General features: G+C 62.3%; 23 protein-coding genes. 11 read left to right on the top strand and 12 right to left on the bottom strand.

All coding sequences use genetic code 11. The annotated features are described in order from the left end of the window. Nucleotide 1: 1 nt before the first annotated feature. The 10 genes from ACMC5O_RS12935 to hemE form a co-directional block, all read right to left on the bottom strand. On the bottom strand, nucleotides 2–901 hold the full coding sequence (locus ACMC5O_RS12935) for a ParB/RepB/Spo0J family partition protein (protein WP_187708444.1): 900 nt from the start codon (nucleotides 899–901) through the stop codon (nucleotides 2–4). After that, nucleotides 898–1,680, bottom strand: a complete 783-nt coding sequence (locus ACMC5O_RS12930; RefSeq protein ID WP_187708445.1) for a ParA family protein — start codon at nucleotides 1,678–1,680, stop codon at nucleotides 898–900. Before ACMC5O_RS12930 ends, ACMC5O_RS12935 begins: the two co-directional genes overlap by 4 nt. Before the next feature lie 2 nt (nucleotides 1,681–1,682). Continuing rightward, nucleotides 1,683–2,297 (bottom strand): 16S rRNA (guanine(527)-N(7))-methyltransferase RsmG, encoded by a 615-nt coding sequence (gene rsmG, locus ACMC5O_RS12925; RefSeq protein WP_426692975.1) that lies wholly within the window; start codon nucleotides 2,295–2,297, stop codon nucleotides 1,683–1,685. After that, nucleotides 2,294–3,970 carry a tRNA uridine-5-carboxymethylaminomethyl(34) synthesis enzyme MnmG gene (gene mnmG, locus ACMC5O_RS12920; RefSeq protein WP_187708446.1) on the bottom strand — a complete coding sequence of 559 codons (1,677 nt, stop codon included), beginning with the start codon at nucleotides 3,968–3,970 and terminating at the stop codon, nucleotides 2,294–2,296. The genes rsmG and mnmG overlap by 4 nt, the downstream gene beginning before the upstream one ends. A gap of 72 nt (nucleotides 3,971–4,042) precedes the next feature. Next, a complete protein-coding gene (gene mnmE / locus ACMC5O_RS12915) occupies nucleotides 4,043–5,323 on the bottom strand; it encodes a tRNA uridine-5-carboxymethylaminomethyl(34) synthesis GTPase MnmE (RefSeq protein ID WP_246444197.1) in 1,281 nt (426 codons plus the stop codon). Nucleotides 5,324–5,350: 27 nt separating this feature from the next. Further along, on the bottom strand, nucleotides 5,351–6,067 hold the full coding sequence (locus ACMC5O_RS12910) for a YjbE family putative metal transport protein (RefSeq protein ID WP_187709983.1): 717 nt from the start codon (nucleotides 6,065–6,067) through the stop codon (nucleotides 5,351–5,353). Between the two features lie 83 nt (nucleotides 6,068–6,150). Then, nucleotides 6,151–6,813, bottom strand: a complete 663-nt coding sequence (locus ACMC5O_RS12905; protein ID WP_187708447.1) for a YjbE family putative metal transport protein — start codon at nucleotides 6,811–6,813, stop codon at nucleotides 6,151–6,153. A gap of 25 nt (nucleotides 6,814–6,838) precedes the next feature. Further along, a complete protein-coding gene (rho, locus tag ACMC5O_RS12900) occupies nucleotides 6,839–8,095 on the bottom strand; it encodes a transcription termination factor Rho (protein WP_426692974.1) in 1,257 nt (418 codons plus the stop codon). Nucleotides 8,096–8,275: 180 nt separating this feature from the next. Next, on the bottom strand, nucleotides 8,276–8,728 hold the full coding sequence (locus ACMC5O_RS12895; protein WP_187708448.1) for a CopD family protein: 453 nt from the start codon (nucleotides 8,726–8,728) through the stop codon (nucleotides 8,276–8,278). Next, nucleotides 8,725–9,738: a uroporphyrinogen decarboxylase gene (gene hemE, locus ACMC5O_RS12890; protein WP_426693534.1), complete on the bottom strand. Its 1,014-nt coding sequence runs from the start codon at nucleotides 9,736–9,738 to the stop codon at nucleotides 8,725–8,727. The genes ACMC5O_RS12895 and hemE overlap by 4 nt, the downstream gene beginning before the upstream one ends. A 347-nt stretch (nucleotides 9,739–10,085) precedes the next feature. Here hemE and ACMC5O_RS12885 point away from each other — a divergent pair, with 347 nt between their 5' ends. The 9 genes from ACMC5O_RS12885 to ACMC5O_RS12845 all read left to right on the top strand — a co-directional run bounded on the left by ACMC5O_RS12885 (nucleotide 10,086) and on the right by ACMC5O_RS12845 (nucleotide 15,339). Then, nucleotides 10,086–10,664: a Maf family protein gene (locus ACMC5O_RS12885; RefSeq protein ID WP_187708449.1), complete on the top strand. Its 579-nt coding sequence runs from the start codon at nucleotides 10,086–10,088 to the stop codon at nucleotides 10,662–10,664. Between the two features lie 31 nt (nucleotides 10,665–10,695). Then, a complete protein-coding gene (coaE, locus tag ACMC5O_RS12880) occupies nucleotides 10,696–11,301 on the top strand; it encodes a dephospho-CoA kinase (protein ID WP_426692973.1) in 606 nt (201 codons plus the stop codon). A gap of 7 nt (nucleotides 11,302–11,308) precedes the next feature. Next, nucleotides 11,309–12,007: a DNA polymerase III subunit epsilon gene (dnaQ, locus tag ACMC5O_RS12875; protein ID WP_222949991.1), complete on the top strand. Its 699-nt coding sequence runs from the start codon at nucleotides 11,309–11,311 to the stop codon at nucleotides 12,005–12,007. Nucleotides 12,008–12,072: 65 nt separating this feature from the next. Beyond that, nucleotides 12,073–12,645, top strand: a complete 573-nt coding sequence (hpf, locus tag ACMC5O_RS12870) for a ribosome hibernation-promoting factor, HPF/YfiA family (protein WP_426692972.1) — start codon at nucleotides 12,073–12,075, stop codon at nucleotides 12,643–12,645. Between the two features lie 65 nt (nucleotides 12,646–12,710). Beyond that, entirely contained in the window at nucleotides 12,711–13,175 is a 465-nt protein-coding gene (locus tag ACMC5O_RS12865) for a PTS sugar transporter subunit IIA (protein WP_187708451.1), read from the top strand. Further along, nucleotides 13,156–13,635: a PaaI family thioesterase gene (locus ACMC5O_RS12860; RefSeq protein ID WP_187708452.1), complete on the top strand. Its 480-nt coding sequence runs from the start codon at nucleotides 13,156–13,158 to the stop codon at nucleotides 13,633–13,635. Before ACMC5O_RS12865 ends, ACMC5O_RS12860 begins: the two co-directional genes overlap by 20 nt. A gap of 41 nt (nucleotides 13,636–13,676) precedes the next feature. Continuing rightward, nucleotides 13,677–13,976 (top strand): DUF1491 family protein, encoded by a 300-nt coding sequence (locus ACMC5O_RS12855; RefSeq protein WP_246444633.1) that lies wholly within the window; start codon nucleotides 13,677–13,679, stop codon nucleotides 13,974–13,976. A gap of 259 nt (nucleotides 13,977–14,235) precedes the next feature. After that, nucleotides 14,236–14,814 carry a cell wall hydrolase gene (locus tag ACMC5O_RS12850; protein WP_187708454.1) on the top strand — a complete coding sequence of 193 codons (579 nt, stop codon included), beginning with the start codon at nucleotides 14,236–14,238 and terminating at the stop codon, nucleotides 14,812–14,814. A gap of 42 nt (nucleotides 14,815–14,856) precedes the next feature. Then, a complete protein-coding gene (locus ACMC5O_RS12845; protein ID WP_187708455.1) occupies nucleotides 14,857–15,339 on the top strand; it encodes an MmcB family DNA repair protein in 483 nt (160 codons plus the stop codon). 1 nt (nucleotide 15,340) lies between these two features. Here ACMC5O_RS12845 and ACMC5O_RS12840 read toward each other — a convergent pair whose 3' ends face one another. Then, complete coding sequence (locus ACMC5O_RS12840; protein WP_187708456.1) at nucleotides 15,341–15,940, bottom strand: ankyrin repeat domain-containing protein; 600 nt, start codon at nucleotides 15,938–15,940, stop codon at nucleotides 15,341–15,343. A gap of 51 nt (nucleotides 15,941–15,991) precedes the next feature. On the opposite strand from ACMC5O_RS12840, the gene ACMC5O_RS12835 reads away from it, so the two are divergent. Next, on the top strand, nucleotides 15,992–16,456 hold the full coding sequence (locus ACMC5O_RS12835) for a YcgN family cysteine cluster protein (protein ID WP_426692971.1): 465 nt from the start codon (nucleotides 15,992–15,994) through the stop codon (nucleotides 16,454–16,456). Beyond that, complete coding sequence (locus ACMC5O_RS12830; RefSeq protein ID WP_426692970.1) at nucleotides 16,434–17,153, top strand: M48 family metallopeptidase; 720 nt, start codon at nucleotides 16,434–16,436, stop codon at nucleotides 17,151–17,153. The genes ACMC5O_RS12835 and ACMC5O_RS12830 overlap by 23 nt, the downstream gene beginning before the upstream one ends. Here ACMC5O_RS12830 and ACMC5O_RS12825 read toward each other — a convergent pair. Further along, on the bottom strand, nucleotides 17,100–19,250 hold the full coding sequence (locus ACMC5O_RS12825; protein WP_187708457.1) for a transglycosylase domain-containing protein: 2,151 nt from the start codon (nucleotides 19,248–19,250) through the stop codon (nucleotides 17,100–17,102). The two genes, ACMC5O_RS12830 and ACMC5O_RS12825, sit on opposite strands and share 54 nt — an antisense overlap. Nucleotides 19,251–19,345 lie beyond the last annotated feature (95 nt).

Below are 19,345 nucleotides of genomic sequence, written 5' to 3'. Positions count from 1 at the left end.
ATTAGATCGGCTCGCCCGATAAGCGCTGGCAAACCATGTCGAGCTGATCGAGGCTGCTGTAGTGAAGGCTTACGACGCCTTTCTTACCGTTGTGCGCGATCTGAACCTTGAGACCCAGCGTGTCCCCCAGCTGCCGCTCAAGCGCGACAACGTCCGCATCGACCGGACCGGCGGTCCCTGAATTCGCTCGGGCAACTTCGTTCACAGCGCCTGGTTTGACGGCGCGAGCTCTCTCTTCCGCCTGGCGCACCGAAAGGCCCTTCGCGATGACCTCCTTGGTCAAAGCTTCAGGATCTGGCGCAGCGGCAACAGCGCGGGCATGACCCATGCTGATATCGCCTCGCAGTAGCGATTGCCTAACGAAATCCGGAAGATCGAGCAATCTCAGTAGGTTAGTAACGTGACTCCGCGACTTGTGAACGAGCTTTGCAAGATTGTCCTGTGTATGGCCGTGCCGATCGATCAATTGGCGGTAGCCTTCCGCCTCCTCAATCGCATTCAGGTCCTCACGCTGGACGTTCTCGATCAGCGCTATCTCGGCCGCGGTCGAATCATCGATCTCGCGCACGATCGCGGGAATGGTGTGCAGCCTGGCGCGCTGCGCAGCTCGCCATCGGCGCTCGCCGGCGACGATCTCGAAGCCGTCACCGTGAGGACGAAGCAAGATCGGCTGAAGGACGCCCCGTTCCGCGATTGAATCGGCGAGCTCGTCGATCGCATCTTCCTTGAACTGGCTACGCGGTTGCTCAGGATTCGGGCGAATACGCCCGATCTCGATCTCGCGGACGCCGCCCAGGCGCACCGGAGCCTGTTCGCCGGCGGCGGCAGTAGACGAAGCCTGTTCCCCGAGAAGCGCCTGAAGACCCCGTCCGAGCCCTGAAGAAGGCCTGTTAGCGCTCATGCGGCCTCCGCGTGGCGGGGCAGGCGTCCCATCAACTCTCGGGCCAGCCGCACGTAAGCCTCGGAACCGGGGCAGCGAAGATCGTAGATCAAGGCAGGCAACCCATGGCTTGGCGCCTCCGAAAGCCGGACATTCCGCGGGACCACCGTGTCGAACACGGCTTGGCCGAGACAGGCGCGGACATCGTCAGCAACCTGTTGAGATAGATTGTTGCGCTTGTCGAACATAGTCAGCGCGATTCCCAGAATCTGCAACTCGGGATTGAATGCAAGACGTATGCGCTCGACAGTCTGAAGAAGCTGGCTCAGACCTTCCAGAGCGAAAAACTCGCACTGGAGCGGAACGAGCAGGTGCCGGGCGGCTACCAGTCCATTCACGGTTAGCAACCCCAGCGAAGGCGGACAGTCGATCAAGCAGATGTCCCACCGCCCAGACGGCACGGCATCCAAGGCACGTTCCAGGCGCCGAGCGCGATCCTCGAGACTCACGAGCTCAACTTCGGCGCCCGAAAGATCCATCGTCGCTGGGAGCAGTTCGAGACGCGGCACGCGAGTGGCAACGGCGCCTTCGACCACGCCCGCACTGCCGATCAGCACGTCATAGCTGGAAATCTCGCGGCCCGACTGGCCAATTCCCAAGCCGGTCGAGGCGTTGCCCTGCGGATCGAGGTCGATCAACAGCACTTTCCAGCCGACGGCGGCCAGCGCGGTAGCAAGATTGATCGCCGTGGTGGTCTTGCCGACCCCACCCTTCTGGTTCGCGACAGCGACCCTGATCATCGCTATTTCTTCGCCCCCACCCTTGTCAGCACGAGAATCTGGGATTCCGGATCCGTGCAGCTCTGTTCGACCCGAACGTCACAGTGCCAGTTTACCTGCGCCTGCGCCAGTTCCGTCTGAGCATTTTTGCCCTTCGGAAGCACCCAGACCGTCTCACTCTTGGATAGGTGCTCCGTCATGGCAAGTAATCGGTCGAGCGCGGCGACCGCCCGTGCCGTGATCACGTCGAACTTTCCTTGGACGCGCTCGACCTTGGCGCACTCGATCGTGACTCGATCGGCCAGACCAAGCTTCGAGACGACATCACTCAAGAACTCGGCTCGCAAACGGCGCGGCTCGATCAGTGTGATCGGTCCTTTGACTAGGAGCGCGACGATCAGTCCGGGAAGTCCGGCCCCGGATCCGACATCGACCCAGGATGCACCGTTGAAAGGCTCGAATCGCACTAGCTGCGCCGAATCGAGAACGTGACGCTCCCAAATAGTCCCAAGGGTTGAGGGCGCGATAAGGTTCTGCCCCCCTGCACTTTGAGTGAGAATGCGAACGTAAAGAGCAATTCGATCGAATGTTTCACGTGAAACATCGCGGCCTGAAGCCGCCAAGACCCTCTCGATCATGCCGCCCGACGGCTGGCTGCAACATAAAGGGCGGAGAGAGCCGCCGGCGTCACGCCTCGAATGCGCGACGCCTGATCCAAGGTCTCAGGCCGCGCGTGCTCCAACCGTTCCGCCATCTCCGTGGAGATTCCAGGAACCGAGGCAAACTCAAGCCAAGCGGGAATCGTTACGCGAGCGTCGCGCTGAACCGCCTCCCATTCACGCTCCTGACGCTCCAGATAAGGGGCGTATAGGAAGTCGGCCTTCCCCTCCTCAGTATCGCTCCACGTGGAACGCGCGCGTCGCTCGAAATGATTCTCGATCTGATCCCGGCGACGATCCTTCACGCACTTGGCTTCGATCGCGGCCATGCCGAGCCGCGTAGTCGCGTTGTCCGCGCGAAGGGCGAGCCGATATTCGGCGCGCGCGGTCATCATCCGGTATGGTTCGCTGACCCCCTGCAAGGTCAGATCATCGATCATCACGCCGATGTAGCTAGTGCGTCGGTCAAACTGCACCTTGTCTAACGCAAGCGCATGGGCTGCCGCATTGAGACCCGCTGCTAGCCCTTGCGCCGCTGCCTCCTCATAGCCTGTCGTTCCGTTGATTTGGCCGGCAAGGAAGAGGCCCGCGATATCCGTTGTTTCGAGCGTAGAGCGCAGCCGCCGCGGATCGACGAATTCATATTCCACCGCATAGCCAGGGCGGACGACCTCAACTCGCTCCAGACCCTCGACGCTACGCAAGAAGGCGCGCTGAACGTCAGCGGGTAGCGACGTCGACACCCCGTTGGGATACACGAGATGGTCCTCCAGTCCCTCGGGCTCGAGAAAGATTTGATGACTGTCGCGATCGGCGAAACGCTTCACCTTGTCTTCGATCGACGGACAATAGCGCGGCCCCCTGCCCTCAATCGCTCCGGCAAACAACGGGGAGCGGTCGAACGCTGAACGAATGATCTCATGTGTGCGTCCGTTCGTGCGGGCGATTGCGCACGCAAGTTGTGGAACGCGAATGCCCTCATCCAAGGACGACATCGTCCAATGGTCGAGATCGCTAGGCTGCTCTTCGAGGCAAGACCAATCGATCGTGCGCCCGTCCAGGCGCGGCGGCGTGCCGGTCTTAAGCCTTCCCTGCGCTAGGCCCATCCCGCGAACCTGCTCAGCCAACGCGCCCGACGCCCGCTCTCCGCGACGGCCGCCTTCTTGCACCTCGTCGCCCACGAAGATGCGCGCATCGAGAAACGTTCCGGTTGCAACGACCAGCGCTCGGCACCCGAGAACACCTGCGCACGTATGCAAGCCGGTAACTCGGCCACCTTCAATCCGCAGGGCCAGCGCCTCAGCGACGAGCACTTCGACACCGCTCTCGGCAACGAGAGCAGCCATAGCGGAACGATAGAGCCTACGATCTGCTTGGAACCGTGGCCCCTGCACTGCCGGCCCTTTGCTCCTGTTGAGCATGCGGCGGTGGATTGCTGCCCGGTCCGCCGCGCGCGCCATGAGTCCGTCGAACACGTCGAGCTCACGCACAAGGTGGCCCTTGCCGACACCACCGATCGAGGGGTTACACGACATCTGGCCAATGTCTTTCGCCCGGAATGTGACCAGGCCGACCCGCGCGCCGCGGCGGGCCGCAGCGGCAGCAGCCTCGCACCCGGCGTGGCCGGCTCCGATAACGAGAACGTCGAACATCGGCAGGCGCTTAGTGGATTTTGGCTCGAAGGGAAAATATCGTCTCAGACGACTTGTTTCACGTGAAACATCCTATTTCCCGAGGCAGAACCGACCAAAGAGAGAGTCAAGGACATCCTCCATTCCTGCCCGCCCGGTAAGGCGGTCAAACGCGACGCGCGCTGCACGCACATTCTCGGCAGCAAAGACGAACTCGTTCGTCGCCGCCGCGGCTTCCAATGCTCCCTGGGCCTCGGCGACATGCGCCGCCTGACGTCGATTCAATGCGATCGCACCCTCGTCCGGCAGCAGGGATGCAGCCAATTCCGATGTACGAGCCAGCAGTTCGTCCAGGCCCGCGCCAGTTACGGACGACACTGCCAGCGAACCCTCCGGGGCCGTCGCCCTTTCCGCGAGATCGGCCCGCGGATGCACGAGGATCCTGCGAGAATGTCCGGGCGCTTCTTTTGTCTCACCTAGCCATAGAAGGACATCCGCGCCTTCAACGAGCGAACGAGCGCGGTTGATTCCAATCCGCTCGATCGTGTCATCGCTCTCGCGTAGACCTGCTGTGTCTGTCAGCAAAATGGGAATGCCGCCGAGCGACAGCGGCACTTCGATTTGGTCACGAGTGGTCCCCGGAATATCGGTGACGATGGCCCTCTCCTGCCCGGCTATCGCGTTGATCAAGCTTGATTTCCCGGCGTTAGGAGGCCCGGCAATCACCACCCTGACACCATCTTTGAGCGGTTCAATCCGCGGGCGGCCGAGCCACTCCCCAAGTTCGCGAGCCAGCTCAAAGCATTCCTTGGCGAGGGTCGGATCCGTGCCGACATCGTCATCCTCGGCGTAGTCGATCGCTGCTTCCGCCTGGGCGGACAGGATGAGCACTCTCTTCTGCCATTGCTCGATCTGGCGCTTCAGCCCGCCCTCGGCCATCGCAAGCGCCGACTTGCGCTGGAATTCCGTCTCAGCCTCGATCAGGTCGGCCAGGCCCTCGGCCTCGGTCAGGTCGATCCGGCCATTCTCAAAGGCACGGCGCGTGAATTCGCCGGGATGCGCGGGCCGAAGCCCTTCAATCTCGGCCAGAGCGCTGAGCACCGCATCCACGACCGCTCGACCGCCATGGCAGTGGAACTCGACGATGTCCTCACCGGTCGAGCTTGCAGGCCGATCGAAACGCAGGACCAAGGCGTCGTCCAACCTGCCACCCGCTTCGTCACGAAGCGTCCTCAGCGCCGCAATCCGGACGTCGGGAAGCGAGCCGGCCAATCTCCGGCCAGCTCCGTGTGCCCCCGGTCCGCTTACGCGGATAATGCTCACCGCTGCGGGCGGCCGTCCACTGGAGAGGGCGAAGATCGTATCGGCGCTCACGCAGCGCCGCTTAGCGCAGTCAGAGCCTCAGGCGAACAGCTTGCCCAGACCGACGTCGGGATGGACCCAGCCGTCGTAGATCATCTTCACAGCCACGTAGAGGATCACGAGGAGACCGACGTAGCCGATCCAGCGGTAGCGCTCGATGTAGCGGGCGATGAGGTTTGCGGCGACGCCCATCAGGATCACTGCAAATACCAAGCCTACGATCAGGATACCCGGGTGGTCACGGGCGGCGCCGGCGACGGCGAGCACGTTGTCGAGGCTCATCGAAACATCCGCGACCGCAACGGCCCAGACGGCAGCGCCGAAGCTCTTCGCAGGCCTCAACCCGGAATGTTCGTCCCCCAGAATCTCCTCAGACCCGCCAGACTCGCCCTCATGGCGAAGCTCGCGCCACATCTTCCACGCCACCCACAGTAGCAGGAGTCCGCCAACGAGGATAAGTCCAATGATTTGAAGTAGTTGGGTAACAACGAGGGCGAAGGCGATGCGAAGCACCAGGGCCGCCAGCACGCCGATCATGATCACCTTGCGGCGCTGGTCGGGCGTCAGGCCCGCCGCCAGGGCACCGACGACGATCGCGTTGTCGCCCGCGAGGACGAGGTCGATCATCAGCACCTGCAGGAAAGCCGCAAATGCCGCCGGCTCGGTGATGTTGGAGAAATCCTGGACGATGGCGTCCCAGATGCCGGCAGGCCCACCGAATCCGGCCGTCGCGGCCGCGGCGAGGGTCGTCAGCAGAAACTCGATCAATCTTTCCCCCTGATGTCAGTCGGGCAGTTTCGGAGCAAGCGCCATCCCAGGTCTTTGTTCCGGCGGTCGATCTATGCCCCGAATGCGTTCCTCAGGCCAAGCACATGTTCACCGCCTACCCACCCTTCGTAGATCATGTTTAGGGCGACGTAGAGGATGACCGCGAGGCCGATGTAATTGATCCAGTGATAGCGCTGGATGAGCCGAGCTACGTAATTCGCGGCAAAACCCATGAACAGGACCGAGAAGCTGAGCCCGATCACCAGGAGAGCCGGATTTTCCTTCGCGATCGAGGCGACGAGCAGGACGTTGTCCAAGCTCATGCTGAGGTCGGCGATCGCAATCTGCACTGCGGCCTGCAGAAATGTCTTCGTGCGAGGCGGGCCTTCGATCTCAGGCGTGTCCGGGTCGTCGGAGATGACCGTCGCCCGCGGATGCAACTCGCGCCACATATTGTAGGCGACCCACAGAAGCAGGAGGCCGCCCGCGAACACGAGACCGGTGACCTTGAGCAATTGCGTCGCGATCACCGCAAACGTGATCAGGAATGCCAGCGCCATGCCGACGCCGAGCATCAGGACCCGGCGCCTGTCCTTCTCCGGGAGCCCCGACGCCAGCGACCCCATGATTACGACGTTGTCGCCGGCCATGGTAAGGTCGCCGACGATGATCTGGCCGAGCTTGGCCAGACCACCGGCGGTGAAGACGCTAGAGAAGCTGAAGCCGGTTATCATGAGCCGGTAGAACCGCTCGAGCGGACTACTGGTTCATCGAGGCGAAGAAGTCCTCGTTGGTCTTCGCATCCTTCATCTTGTCGAGAAGGAACTGCATCGCGTCGACGGTGCCCATCTGCATAAGAATCCGGCGAAGGACCCACATCTTCGACAGGACGCCCTGGTCGACCAGCAGCTCTTCCTTCCGGGTGCCGGACTTGCCGACGTCCAGCGACGGGAAGATGCGCTTGTCGGCGACCTTGCGATCGAGGACGATTTCGCTGTTACCGGTGCCCTTGAACTCTTCGAAGATGACTTCGTCCATCTTCGATCCGGTATCGATCAGCGCGGTCGCGATGATGGAGAGCGAACCGCCCTCCTCGATGTTGCGCGCGGCGCCAAAGAAGCGCTTCGGACGCTGCAAGGCGTTGGCATCGACACCGCCGGTAAGCACCTTGCCAGAGCTCGGAACCACCGTGTTGTAGGCGCGGCCGAGGCGGGTAATGGAGTCGAGAAGGATCACGACATCCTTCTTGTGCTCGACCAGACGCTTGGCCTTTTCTATAACCATTTCAGCGACTTGCACGTGACGAGAAGCCGGTTCGTCGAAGGTCGAGCTGATCACTTCGCCCTGAACCGATCGCTGCATGTCCGTAACTTCTTCCGGACGCTCGTCGATGAGCAGCACGATCAGAAACACTTCCGGATGGTTGGCGGTGATCGACCGGGCGATGTTCTGGAGAAGGACCGTTTTACCAGTCCGCGGCGGGGCGACGATCAGTGCGCGCTGGCCCTTTCCGAGCGGCGCGACGATGTCGATCACGCGGGCCGACTTGTCCTTGACTGTTGGATCCTTGGGATCGAGCTCGATCTTCGAAGTCGGATAGAGCGGCGTCAGGTTGTCGAAATTGACACGGTGGCGGACGGCCTCCGGGTCGTCGAAATTGATCTGGGTGACCTTGGTCAGTGCAAAATAGCGCTCGCCTTCCTTGGGGGCCCGGATCTCGCCTTCGACGGTGTCACCGGTGCGCAACCCAAATCGGCGCACCACGCTCGGCGCGACATAGATGTCGTCAGGGCCGGCGAGATAGTTGGCTTCGGGCGAGCGGAGGAAGCCGAATCCGTCATTCAGGACTTCAATCGTTCCCGAGCCGTTGATTTCGGCGCCCGTTTCCGCGCGCACTTTGAGAATGGAGAACATGAGGTCCTGCTTACGCAGGGTGGATGCTCCCTCGACGCCGAGCTCCTCGGCCATGGTGACCAGTTCGGCGGGTGTTTGTTTCTTGAGATCTTTGAGATGCATTTCGTGGGTCGCTTCGGGCGAAGGTGGAGAATGGCTTTATTCAAAAAGCGCGGGATGGGCAGGACGCCTCATCCAGGACAAACGGTTCGTCGGCAAAGGAAGTGAACTGGCCGATTTAGCCGTCGGCGTCGAGGTATGTCTGGCGATGAACTAAGTCAATGCTTGCACGCAAGGATTGCGTCAGAAAGGCTTTACGATCACGAGAACGACGATGACCGCCGCGGCAACGCCAGGGATCTCGTTCATGATCCTCAGGGTGCGATTGTCGAGCGGTCGCTTTCCAGCGGCAAGGCGCTTGCCGTAGCTCGCCAGCCACCCCTGATAGCCGGACAGACCGACAACCATCGCCAATTTTCCGATAAACCAGCCTTGGGCCCAGGCATCGGTGATCCACGCTAGCGTGAGCCCGAGGATCCATACGATGATGATCGCCGGCGTGAGGATGATCGTACGGACCCTGTCCTCCCGCTCGATCCAAGCACGATCCTCGGCCGAACCCGGCGTCGTCTCATGATGATAGACGTAGAAACGCGGCAGGATGAACAAGCCGGCCATCCAGAAGATCACGAATGTGACATGCGCGGCCTTCACCCACGGATAAGCGAGGCCGAGTAAGTCGTGGAGATCGCTCATGCGCGCTTCTTCACCTCTGCAAGCATCTGTTCAACGTGAGCGATGGGTGTTTCCTGGAGAATTCCGTGACCGAGATTGAAGATGTGCGGCCGCCCGTCAAAAGCGTCAAGGATGCGCTTCACTGCGGCGCTCAGGCCTTCTCCGCCGGACAATAATGCCAGCGGGTCGAGATTACCCTGCACGGGAAGTCCCTTTGGAAGTTCCCTGTCCGCCCAGACCGGGTCGACCGTCTCGTCGAGCCCGATCGCATCGATCCCGGTCTCGCGGGCATATGCGCCCAGCTTTCCGCCGGCGCCCTTCGGGAAGCCGATAAACTTCACTTGGGGATACCGCTCTTTGACAGCGGCGGCGATGCGGGCGGTCGGGGCGATGACCCAACGCTCAAATTCGGCCGGTGCAAGGCTTCCTGCCCAGCTGTCGAACAATTGCACCACCTCGGCGCCGGCCTCGATCTGGCCGGCAAGATAGCCGAGCGTGACCTCCTCGATGCGATCGATGATCGCGTGAAACAGAGCGGGATCCGAATAAGCGAGGCGCCGCGTCTCGGATTGGTCGCGGCTGCCCTGTCCGGCCACCATGTATGTCGCCACCGTCCAGGGAGCCCCTGCAAAGCCGATCAGAGCCTTCGAAGGGTCCAGAGCCGCCTTCACCTTGCGAACCGTCTCGTAGATGGGCTCCAGACGCGCAGGGAAGGCCTGCAGGCTCTCCGGAGCTGCATTCGCCAGCGGGGGCGTCAGGCGCGGGCCCTCGCCGGCGACGAAGCTCAGGTTCTGGCCGATTGCGAACGGTACGATCAAGATGTCGGAGAACAGGATCGCCGCGTCGAGCTGAGGAAAGCGCTTCAGCGGCTGAAGCGTGACCTCGGCCGCGGCATCGCTGTCGTAGACGAGGTCGAGAAAGCTTCCCTTGTCAGAACGAAGCTGGCGATATTCGGGCAGGTAGCGACCAGCCTGGCGCATCATCCACACGGGAGGAGGATCGAGCCGCTCACTGTTCAGCACGGCAAGCATCGGCTGGCGCGCCGACCCGGCTCCAGAGCTCTCATTCGGGCTCAAGGCCACCCTTCTCTCTCCCTATATATTAGAATCTTAGAAGATTGTTGTAGTTGTTGGGGCGCGGGACGCGGGGTTTAGGCGCGGCTCCCGATTTTGCCAACAAGCGGGGGAATCAGACTCTGAAGGAGAGGCGGCGAGTCGCGACGCCTGTTGCCCATGATTCACAGGCTGGGGATCGAATCCCGCCTCCGTGGATGAATCTCGGGAAGGACCGAAATGGATGTCGGACAACGCGTCCGTTGAGCCAGTCCCCATGTCCGCGCTAGGACGCCACACCAGTTTTCCACAAGGTTGTTCGAAACGTGCTCATTCTCGCCTCCGGAAGCTCCATTCGCCGCAAGATGCTCGAAGACGCGGGCGTTGAGTTTGATGTTGTCCGGCCGGAGGTCGACGAGGCCGCGCTTAAGGCGGGCATGGATGATGGGGAGACGATCGCCCTGGAGTTGGCGAAGGCCAAGGCTGCCTCGGTCAGCTCCAATCGCCCTGGGGATTGGGTGATCGGAAGCGATTCCGTCGTACGCGTCGACGAACGGCTCTTCGACAAGCCGAGAAGCCGCGAAGAGGCCGCCGACCATCTCCGGCTGTTCTCGGGCAAGCCGATGCAGCTGTACAGCGCCGTCGCCTTGGCGCGCGGCGGATCCATCGAATGGAGCGATGTCGGTCGTGCCGAGCTGCATGTCCGCGACCTCAGCGAGGATTTCATCCAATCCTATCTGGATGCCGAGTGGCCGGAAGTCGGCAATTGTGTGGGAGTCTTCCGGATCGAGGGACGCGGAATCCAATTGTTCGACCGGATCATCGGTGGGCATTTCACGATCATGGGAATGCCGCTGATTCCGGTCCTCAAAGCGCTTCGAAAGCGGGAGATCCTGGCAAGATGACGTCACGGCGTCATGATGTCACTTATTGCGATTGGGTTCGGTCGTGATGCGGCTGGCTCTCACCGGATCGATCGGCATGGGCAAATCGACAGTCGCGAAGATGTTCGAGCGCGCCGGAGTCGCGGTGTTCGATGCCGATGCTGTCGTGCGCGATCTCCAGGCCAATGATCCCGCGCTCATTTTCGCTATCGGCGAACGATTCCCCGGGACGGTGACGAACGGCGTCCTCGATCGCGAGCGTCTTGCGCTCAAGGTGCTCGGCTTTCCCGCAGAGCTGGAGGCGCTCGAGGCCATCGTCCATCCCGCCGTACAGTCGGCCCGAACTCACTTTATCGAAAAGAACCGGGATGCGCCGGCACTGCTGTTTGACATTCCGCTGCTGTTCGAGACGGAAGGCGAGAATGCCTTCGACAAGATCATCGTCGTTTCGGCGCCGCCCGAAATCCAGCGTGAGCGAGTCCTGTCCCGGCCCGGCATGACGGCGAAAAAGCTCGACGCGATCCTTTCGCGCCAGATGCGCGACGACGAAAAGCGCAAACGAGCCGATTTCGTGGTAGATACGGGGGGCGACCTATCCACAACTGAGCGGCAGGTCGGCGACATTCTGTCTTGTCTCGGAATCGGGCGAGGTGGATAGAAGAGCTGTGCGCGAAATCGTCTTCGATACGGAAACAACCGGTCTCAATCCGGCCGGTGGTGACCGAATGGTCGAAATCGGCTGCATCGAAATGATCAATCGGGTCGAAACGGGCCGCCATTTTCACGCTTACTTCAACCCTGAACGGGCGATGCCATCCGAAGCGGAGGCCGTCCACGGTCTCAGCACCATCTTCCTGTCGGCGCAGCCCTTGTTCGCCGACAAGGTTGAAGAGCTGATCGAATTCCTAGGAGACGCGCCGCTCGTCGCTCACAACGCGTCGTTCGACTTCGGATTCCTCAACCAGGAGCTCCTGATTTGCGGCCGCCCGACCGTTTGCATGAGCCGGATGGTCGATACCCTGGTGCTCGCAAGGGCAAGGCATCCCGGCGCCAAACATAGCCTCGACGCGCTTTGCACGCGGTTCGGCGTGGATCGCAGTCTCCGGGTAAAGCATGGCGCCTTACTCGACGCGCAACTGCTTGCGCAGGTCTATGTGGAACTCACCGGAGGCCGGCAGATCGGCCTTGGCCTGGTGGCCGAAACGGACGCCAGGGAAGTCAGAGTTAGCGGACCGACTGTGACGGTTCGCGAGCCCCGCGTTCCGCGCCCGCACTTTGCGAGCTCGGAGGAACTGGAGCGGCATCGTGCGTTTATCGCTCAGATGGCGAGCCCACTTTGGGAACGCTACGCAGCGGTCGCCTGAGGCGATTGACGCATTGGCCGCAGCGCGCCTAAGCGGCGCGCCGCGCAGAAAGGAGGGCTGGTTAGGTGGACGTACGGGTGACGGGCCATCAGGTCGACGTCGGAGATTCCTTGCAGACTCAGGCCGTGAGCCGGATCGAAGGACTCGCTGAGAAATATTTTCCACGCGCAGTTGCTGCGAACGTGACGTTCAGTCCGGGGCCCTACGCAGACTTTGTCTGCGACATCGTCGCCCCGGTCATCAACAACGTCGTCCTGAAAGCGCATCAGCGAGCCCCCGAGGCGCACATCGCGTTCGAGGGTGCGGCTGACAAGATCGAGAAGCAGCTCAGCAAATATGCCAAGCGGCTTCGCGAGCACAAAGCCGACGGCACGTCGCAGTTCGTGGAAGATGCCGGCTACACGGTCTTCGCGCCTCAGCCGGAAGTGCCCGTCGAAAAGGACGAGGCAATGCATCCGACGATCGTTGCCGAGACGAAGGTCGACATCCCGGAAGCCAGCGTCTCCGACGCGGTCATGCTGCTCGATCTTCGCAACACGAATGCGCTGATGTTCAAGAATAGTGCATCGGGGAAACTCAACATGATCTACCGCCGCGACGACGGTAATATCGGCTGGGTTGAACCGCCCGCCGGCTGACAACATTTGCAATATGTGTATCGGTGGCGGCGCGGCGGCGTCTCCACCGCGGTCGTGAGTAAGATATGCACCTTTCGGATTTTCTCGATTTTGACGCGATCAAGCCGTCCCTTCCGGGCGGCAACAAGCGCGCGTTGCTTCAGCAGCTCGCGCAGATCGCGGCCGGCCGCCTCGATGCCGACGCCGGCGAGATTCTATCGAGCGTCAGCGAACGCGAGCGACTGGGCTCGACCGGTTTCGGCCAGGGAGTCGCCATCCCGCACGGCAAGATCGAGGGGCTGAGCCGAATCTACTGCCTGTTCGCCCGCCTGTCGGATCCGGTCGATTACAAGTCGATCGACGGTCAGAAGGTCGATCTGGTCTTCCTTCTCCTTTCGCCGCCCGATGCCGGAGCCGAGCATTTGAAAGCGCTTGCCGCGATCAGCCGGGTGACGCGTCACGCGCCGACGCTCGAGAAGATGCGCGGTGCCCGCAGCCGCGACGCCCTCGCGGCGGTTCTCATGGGGGCCGATGAGCGAGACGCCGCCTGACGTCGAGCGACTGACGGCGACGGGTGCCGAGGCGCACTATCGCCGCCTCGAAGCGCTCTATCGCTCGGCCCCCGTCAACCGGCATTTTGAATCAGAAATCGAGATCACCGGGCCGGGCCAGGCGCGGATCCGCTTCAAGGTGGAGGAATCCTCCTACCATGCTGCGGGAGCGGCTCACGGCACGCTCTACTTCAAGATGCTGGACGACGTGGCGTTCTATGCTGCGAACAGCCTCATCAGCGACCGCTTCCTACTGACAACCGCTTTCAATCTCCACTTCACGCGGCCGATGCGTGCGGGCGAGGCCATCGCCGAGGGCAGGTGGATCAGCGGCCGTCGGCGAGTGATGATCGCAGACGCGCATATCATCGGTCCCGATGGCGAGGAGGCCGCGCGCGGAACCGGGACCTTCCTGAGGTCGCACATCCCGTTGAGCGGCCTGTCAGGCTACAAAGAGTGACGAAGGATCGGCTGCCGGCTCATCTCGAGGCGGCCGCGATCATGCGCCGGGCAGAGGCTACGGGCGGATTCGCAATGGTGCTTCGCAAGGGCGATCCCGATCGTGGTGCGCTGACTCTCCTGCTCAACGAAAGGGGAGAATTCCGCGGAATTCTAGAGCGCGAGCTTGGCCCCGACTTCACCTACGAGTGGACGTTCAAGAAAGCAGAAGAGAGCCAAGGTTCCGACTCTTTGCGCGAATTGATCGCGCGGCGGCAGCGGTTCGACGCTGATTCATGGTTAATTGAACTGGATATCGCGGAGCCGGAACGATTCATCGCTGAAACGATCCATTCGAGTTGACCCCTGCCCTCCCACCGGGAAAACAGGGGACAAGACAGAGCGGGGGGCACCATCCGACCGGAAAGAGCCGGGGGCAGGTGCCACGCAAGACGGGGAATCAACACCAGGCGCGATCGTACGTTTTCGAACGTGATGAGACGCGCCTGTCTGTCGGTTAACCGCACTAAATTCGGATTTAATGTTGGTATCGTTTCGATCGGCACTGCTGGTTTTCGCAGCTGCAACCGCAAGTTCGGTTGCGCCGGCCCAGGTAGGCCCAATGTCCTCTGAACCTATTATTCCGGTTACGACCGCTTCGTATCCGAAGATCGTCGTACCCGAACCCATCTCGAACCCGACCTACACCCCGGATACGATCGATCCGGCAGATGCCAATTCCGCCGACAGCGATGAGACAGCGACACCGACTCCGGTCAAGCCGAGCGGCGATCTCTCCTCACTGGTGGCCCAGCTTCGCAGCTCCGAGCCCGGTAGCCGCGAGCTTGAGTGCCTCGCGGTTGGCGTCTACTTCGAATCCAAGAGTGAGCCGCTCGCGGGCCAGCTGGCCGTCGGCGAAGTGATCGCCAATCGCGCGAATTCGAATGGCCGCTTCCCTTCGACCTATTGCGGCGTCCTGTTCCAGCGCAGCCAATTCAGCTTCATTCGCGGGCGGTCGCTTCCGTCGGTCCCGCGTGCGAGCAAGCAATGGCAGACCGCTGTCGCAATCGCCAAGATCGTCGATCAGGATCTCAAGGACTCGGTTGTCGGTAACGCCTTGTTCTTCCACGCCAAGCGCGTGTCTCCGGGCTGGCGCCTGAGGCGCGTCGCATCGGTCGGCAATCATATCTTCTACCGCTAGAGCGGTTTTCGATATTCTTGTTTCGTTCTAGGGTGGCCAGCGATGGCCACCCTAATCGATTCGTGCTTTACCGATGCGCCGCCAATCGCGGCCGAAGTGGCGCGCGGGGTGACGCGGTTGTTTTGCCGGTCGGATCTGTTCGCCATCTGTGAAGTGCCGCTTCCGAACGGCCGGCGCGCCGACATGATGGCTATCGATGCAAAGGGCGCGCTGACAATCGTTGAGATCAAGGTCGCGAAAGCGGACCTGCTGAGCGATGCGAAGTGGACCGATTACCTGGAATATTGCGACCGGTTCTTCTGGGCCGTGCCGCCTGACCTCGCGCCGATCTGCAACGGTGAGCGATTTATGCCGAACGAGGCGGGACTGATCGTCGCCGACCGCTATGACGCGGCTTTGATGCGCGAGGCGCTGCATCGGCCGCTCGCTCCCGCAAGACGAAAGGCGGAACTGTTGCGATTCGCCAGGCGTGCGGCGCGTCGGCTGTCCGCGCAGATCGACCCCAGCATGGGGGACGACTTCTAGCTTATTTCAGCTTGAAGCTGTCGAGGTCCTCGGTCTTCGCGGGTTTCGGCTTCGCGGCCGATTCGATGGCCGTCAGAAGCGCGCGGCTACGGGTGTCGCGCTTGGCATAGTCCCTCGCGGAATAGCCGGCAGCCGAGTCCTTCTTGTCCGGGTCGGCGCCCTTCGCGAGCAGCAGCTTCACGGCCTCGAGCTGGCGCTGCTGGACTGCAACGATCAGCGGGGTCTCACCCATCTTGTTTCCGACATCGACCTTCGCCCCAAGGGCAAGCAGGATCTCGATGGCCTCGGTGTAGCCGACGCGTGCTGCAGCAATCAGGGGCGTGTCGCCGGATGCATTCGCAAGGCTGGGATTCGCGCCCTTGCCGAGGAGAAATTTGGTCCACAAATCGTCGGTCCGGGAGATGGCGATGATCAGCGCCGTTTCGCCCTTCAGGTTGCGGGTGTTGACGATCGTCGGCCTCGCCTCGATCAGTTCGGTGACTTTGTTGCCGTCTCGGTCGCGCACGGCGTTGATGAATGGCTCCGCGTCCGAGATATATTGTGCACCCACCGGTGCGGATGCCGACGCGAGCGCGAGCGCGACCAAAGCGAACCGTTTCATATTCTTTGCCCTTTTGCCCTCGGCTCCTTGAATGCGCCCCGATAGCAAAGCATGTCTGAACTTGTCATGGCCGACGCGCGAAACTCTTCCAATCCTTTTTGGGAAAAGCCTCTGTCCGAGCTGGACCGTGGACAGTGGGAGGCTTTGTGCGATGGCTGCGGCCGTTGTTGCCTGCACAAGCTCGAGGACGAGGAGACCGGTCTTCTCTACCCGACGAACGTCGCCTGCGAGCTGCTCGACCGCAGGAACGGCATGTGCATCGATTATGCGCATCGCAAGAAGAGGGTCGCCGACTGCGTCGTGCTCAATCGCAAGAGCATCGGGTCGTTGGACTGGCTGCCCGAAAGCTGCGCCTATCGCCTGCGGTCCGAAGGTAAGCCCCTCCCCGCCTGGCATTATCTGATTTCGGGAAGCCGCGAGACCGTCCACGAAGCCCGCCAATCAACACGCGGCTGGACCGTAAGCGAGAAGGACGTCGAAGAACTGGAAGACCATGTGGTCGATCGCTCGCTCTGAGGCGCTCTTCCGGCACGACGATCTCCCGCTTCCAGTGGAGATTCGCGGGATGCGAGGGGCGAAGCGGCTTCGACTAAGGCTGGACGAGAAGCGCGGCCTCCTGAAGCTGACTGGCCCTCTGAGGATGAACCGCAAGGCGGCGCTGGAATGGGCCGCCGAGCAGAAGGAATGGGTGGAAGCGCAGGTTGGCGCGATGCTTCCGCCGGAACCGTTCGTTCCAGGTGCAACCATCCCGGTGGAGGGTCGCGACGTCCTGCTCGAGCGGGTCGCGTCGGGACGGCGAACGCCGGTCCTGGACAACGTGCGTTTGACCTGCGGCGGACCCGAAGAGGGCTTCGCGCGAAGGGTTGAGACGTTTCTGAAGCGGAGAGCGGTCGACACGCTCTCGCGAGAGACTGCGGAGGCCGCGGACCGCGCCGGAGTGACCCTTAAGGCGGTCTCGGTCGGGGATGCGGAAACGCGCTGGGGCAGCTGCTCTTCGGCCGGGCGCATTCGCTACAATTGGAGGCTTATTCTAGCGCCGCCTGAGGTCCGGAAGTACGTTGTCGCGCACGAGGTCGCGCATCTCGTCCACCTGAACCATGGCCGCGAGTTCAAGGCATTGGAGTCTCGCCTGTTCGAAGGCGATGCCGAAGCGGCACGCCTATTGCTGCGGCGTATCGGGAGCCGGTTGAAGCGGATCGGCAGGACGCGGTGAGGTCGGGGCCGGCGGCCTGACGACCTGCGGACGTTGCGGCGGCTGTCTCTGCGGCTGACGCTGGGTGCTTCCCGGCGGGAGAACCTGGTCGAGCCATTGCTGATCGAGTTGCTCGGTCGTCTGAGCACCGGCCTGCCCTGGTTGCTGCGGTTGTTGAGGCAGCGGCTGGCCTGGCACCGGCATGGTATCGACGGGTTGGCCGGGGAGCGGGTTGCCATATTCGTCCACCAGCGGCGCGCTCCCGACTTCATTCCCGAGTGCGTAGGGGTCTTCCTCGCCCTCGATGTTCCAGTCCGGCATCGGCACTTCGGTCTGGAAGCTTTCGACGGGCCGACGAGCAACGGCGACGGCCATGAAATCGTGGAACGCACGTGCCGGCGCAGTGCCGCCCTGAAGGCCGGCGACCGGCCGAGCGTCATCCCGGCCCATCCACACGCCAGTAGTCAGGCCACTGGAAAAGCCGATGAACCAGCCGTCCTTGTTGGAACTGGTCGTGCCGGTCTTGCCCGCGACCGGACGCCCGATCTGCGCAGCCCGGCCGGTACCGGTTAGCACCGCGGACTGGAGCAGGTCGGTCATTTCCGCCGCGACCCAGGGCGCGACGAGCACCCGGCCCTCATCACTTTCCTTCTGGTACAGCAGCCGCCCATCGGCGGTGACGACCTTGCGAATCGCATAAGGCGTGACGGAAACACCCTGATTTCCGACCGAGGCGAAGGCTCGAGTCATGTCGATGAGGCGGACGTCGCTCGTTCCCAGCACCATCGACGGAAAGGTCGAGATATTGGTGCTGATCCCGAACCGGCGAGCCATGTCGGCGATCGTCCCGAAGCCGAGCTGGGCGCCGATCTTGGCACTGACCGTGTTGATCGAAAGGGCGAAGGCCTCGCGCAGGCTGACGGGTCCGCGGTTCGTGCGCGTTGAGTTGCGCGGCGTCCATCCGTCGATCGTCACCGGCTCGTCGACGATCGTGTCGGTCGGTTTCATCCCGGATTCGAGTGCCGCGAGATAAACGAAAAGCTTGAACGCGGAGCCGGGCTGGCGCTCGGCCTGGGTCGCACGGTTGTAGATCGAGTCCACATAGTCGCGGCCGCCGATCATCGCGCGCACTGCGCCATCGCGATCGATAGCGACGAGCGCGCCCTGCGCCTGGCTCGGAGTGTTCGCAGCGATGGCGCGTTCACCTGCCGCCTGCATGTTGGGATCGAGCGTTGTCCAGACCTCGATCGGCTGAGTGTTCTCGTCGATCAGGGTATCGAGCTGGGGAAGTGCCCAGTCGGTGAAATAGCGGACGCTGTTCTGCTTGGTGGTCGGCTGGATCTTGACCGCAGCCGAATCGACCTGCGCCGCGCGCTCGGGCGTGACGAAGCCATTCTCGACCATCGTCTTAAGCACGACTTCCGAACGGTCGCGGGCGGCTTCGACGTCGGCTGTCGGAGAATAATTGGACGGCGCCTTCACAAGGCCGGCGATGATCGCCGCCTCGCCGAGCGAGAGGCTGCGTGCGCTGTGCCCAAAGAACCGGCGCGAGGCAGCGTCGATGCCGTAGGCGCCACCGCCGAAATAGACGCGGTTGAGGTAGAGCTCGAGAATCTGGTTCTTCGAGAACTTCCGTTCGATCGCGAGCGAAAGAACGCCTTCCTTGATCTTGCGGCCGAAGGTGCGGCTGTTGGTCAGGAAGATGTTGCGGGCGAGCTGCTGGGTGATGGTCGAACCGCCCTGCGCCCAGCGTCCGGTGTCGATCCGGACCTTGGCGGCGCGGACGACGCCGATGGGGTCGACACCGAGATGCGAGCGGAAGCGCTTGTCCTCGACCGCGATCATCGCGGCCCGCATCTCCGGAGGGATCTGCTCATAAGGAAGCCACTGCCCGAAGCTGGGCCCTATGTTGACCAGAACGGCACCGTTTGCGGCCCGGACCCGGATCATCTGGCCAAGGTCGGAGCGCTTCGCGAGTTCGGAATAGCTCGGGAGGTTGGCGTAGGCGACGGCTACCGAGACGATCAGCGCAAGCAGACCGACGAGCGCGACGTAGATCAAGATCTTCAGCGCAGTCACTAACGGCCTGCGGGTGGGAGTAGGAGCGGCGCGGGCCATCTTGCCACGACGGATAGAAACTCGCGGGTCTACCGACAAGCGCCAGTCTTTACCGTCATCATTATCTCCCACCGCGCGCTCGCCGTCCGGCGCAC

The organism is Sphingomonas sediminicola (assembly GCF_049991885.1).
Classification (GTDB): domain Bacteria; phylum Pseudomonadota; class Alphaproteobacteria; order Sphingomonadales; family Sphingomonadaceae; genus Sphingomicrobium; species Sphingomicrobium sediminicola.
The sequence above is the reverse complement of the archived record's forward strand: the minus strand, read 5'-3'. Positions and strand labels throughout refer to the sequence as shown.

Coding starts and splice junctions, on each gene's coding strand:
- ACMC5O_RS12935 (WP_187708444.1), bottom strand. CDS start 901: ATGAGCGCTAACAGGCCTTCTTCAGGGCTCGGACGGGGTCTTCAGGCG.
- ACMC5O_RS12930 (WP_187708445.1), bottom strand. CDS start 1,680: ATGATCAGGGTCGCTGTCGCGAACCAGAAGGGTGGGGTCGGCAAGACC.
- rsmG (WP_426692975.1), bottom strand. CDS start 2,297: ATGATCGAGAGGGTCTTGGCGGCTTCAGGCCGCGATGTTTCACGTGAA.
- mnmG (WP_187708446.1), bottom strand. CDS start 3,970: ATGTTCGACGTTCTCGTTATCGGAGCCGGCCACGCCGGGTGCGAGGCT.
- ACMC5O_RS12905 (WP_187708447.1), bottom strand. CDS start 6,813: ATGATAACCGGCTTCAGCTTCTCTAGCGTCTTCACCGCCGGTGGTCTG.
- rho (WP_426692974.1), bottom strand. CDS start 8,095: ATGCATCTCAAAGATCTCAAGAAACAAACACCCGCCGAACTGGTCACC.
- ACMC5O_RS12895 (WP_187708448.1), bottom strand. CDS start 8,728: ATGAGCGATCTCCACGACTTACTCGGCCTCGCTTATCCGTGGGTGAAG.
- hemE (WP_426693534.1), bottom strand. CDS start 9,738: ATGCTTGCCGTGCTGAACAGTGAGCGGCTCGATCCTCCTCCCGTGTGG.
- ACMC5O_RS12865 (WP_187708451.1), top strand. CDS start 12,711: ATGCACCTTTCGGATTTTCTCGATTTTGACGCGATCAAGCCGTCCCTT.
- ACMC5O_RS12860 (WP_187708452.1), top strand. CDS start 13,156: ATGAGCGAGACGCCGCCTGACGTCGAGCGACTGACGGCGACGGGTGCC.
- ACMC5O_RS12855 (WP_246444633.1), top strand. CDS start 13,677: ATGCGCCGGGCAGAGGCTACGGGCGGATTCGCAATGGTGCTTCGCAAG.
- ACMC5O_RS12850 (WP_187708454.1), top strand. CDS start 14,236: ATGTCCTCTGAACCTATTATTCCGGTTACGACCGCTTCGTATCCGAAG.
- ACMC5O_RS12845 (WP_187708455.1), top strand. CDS start 14,857: ATGGCCACCCTAATCGATTCGTGCTTTACCGATGCGCCGCCAATCGCG.
- ACMC5O_RS12840 (WP_187708456.1), bottom strand. CDS start 15,940: ATGAAACGGTTCGCTTTGGTCGCGCTCGCGCTCGCGTCGGCATCCGCA.
- ACMC5O_RS12835 (WP_426692971.1), top strand. CDS start 15,992: ATGTCTGAACTTGTCATGGCCGACGCGCGAAACTCTTCCAATCCTTTT.
- ACMC5O_RS12830 (WP_426692970.1), top strand. CDS start 16,434: ATGTGGTCGATCGCTCGCTCTGAGGCGCTCTTCCGGCACGACGATCTC.
- ACMC5O_RS12825 (WP_187708457.1), bottom strand. CDS start 19,250: ATGGCCCGCGCCGCTCCTACTCCCACCCGCAGGCCGTTAGTGACTGCG.